General features: G+C 67.5%; 1 protein-coding gene. It reads right to left on the bottom strand.

Annotated features, from left to right (window positions below; all coding sequences use genetic code 11):
• Positions 1 to 1343 (bottom strand): serine/threonine protein kinase (locus AC07XP_RS32265; RefSeq protein WP_495266960.1); only part of this gene is annotated, 1343 nt, incomplete at its 3' end.
• Positions 1344 to 1466: the final 123 nt, after the last annotated feature.

Here is a 1466-nt window from a genome sequence, read left to right on the forward strand (position 1 = left end):
GGGGTGTCAGGTGGGGGTGCGGGCGTGGCGGTTTGCGCCGTCTTGCCGGCATCGCCTTCGCTGCCCGAGCGGCCGAGGAACCACCAGCCGCCACCCGCTGCGACGACCAGCACGGCGGCGGCGAGGGCGCCGAGGACGGCCTTGTTGCTGCCGCTCTTGCTGTTGTCAGCAACAGGTGCCTTGGCGGCGATGGGCTTGGGCATGTGGGCCGTGCCGATCACGGTCGGTGCATCGGCGCCCGACTGACTGCTTCGTGCACCGGACGGCGGCACGGTGCGCGGCGTCGGCGCGATGCTGTGGCCGACCTCCAGGCCCAGCGCCGCGCGCAACTCCGCCATCGATTGCGGCCGTGCTTCGGGCCGCACGCCCAGGCCCGCATCGATCGCCGCGAGCAGCCGGTCGCTGTAGCGCTGGCGCAGGATGTCGTTGCCCGCGAGCGGCACGTAGCTGTCGGACAGCAGCCGCGCCACCGAGGGCGGCGGCGCGCGGCCGCACACGGCGACGTGCATCACGGCGGCGAGTGCGTAGACGTCGGTCCATGCGCCTTGGGACATGTCGGGCATCTCGGCGTACTGCTCGATGGGCGCGTAGCCGGGCTTGAGGATGACGGTGATCGCCTGCGTCTTGTCGGTGATCACGCGGCGCGCGGCGCCGAAGTCGAGCACCACGGGGCGGCCGGAGCCTTCGAGCAGGATGATGTTGTCGGGGGCGATGTCGCGGTGGTAGCAGTGGGCGTTGTGCATCACGGCGAGGGCTTGCGTGACGCCGTCCATGATGCGGGTGAGCCAGGCTTCGTCGACGCCTGCGGGGATCGCTACGAGTGCCTCGCGCAAGGTGTCGCCCTTGTAGAAGGGCATGACCATGTAGGTGGTGCCCTTTTCTTGCCAGAAGCGGTAGACCTTGAGGAGCGAGGGGTGGTCGAACTGGGCGAGGAGGCGGGCTTCGTTGATGAAGCTGCGCATGCCGAGGTCGAAGGTTTCTCTGTGGCGTTCTGAGAGGGGGACTACGGTGCCGTCTTGCTGTCTTGTGGAGAGCGAGGTGGGCAGGTATTCCTTGATGGCTACTACGCGTTCGAGCGTGTGGTCCCAGGCTTCGTAGACGACGCCGAAGCCGCCCTGGCCTACGACTCGGGTGACTTCGAATTCGGCGAGGCGGCTGCCTACGGGGAGGAGGCCTGCGTCGTGGGTTGCGGTTGCTGGGCTGGTGACGGGGACGCCCGAAGCCGTGGTGAAACCACCGCCGGTGATGACTGTGGCTCCGCCTGTGTCAGCTTCGGTTGTGGGAGTGCGTGAGACGACTCGGGTGCGGTCGTCTTCCGGTGGGGTGGTATTGGAGTCGGTCATCGACTGGCTCCTGGTGTTTGGATTGCGTTGGGGGTTTGCTTTCCGGGGCCGGGTCTCGGCCCGGCGGCCGACCTACTTTTCTTTGCTTCGCCAAAGAAACGTAGGCAAAAGAAAGGCGACCCT

Source organism: Variovorax sp. GW531-E2 (assembly GCF_059423125.1).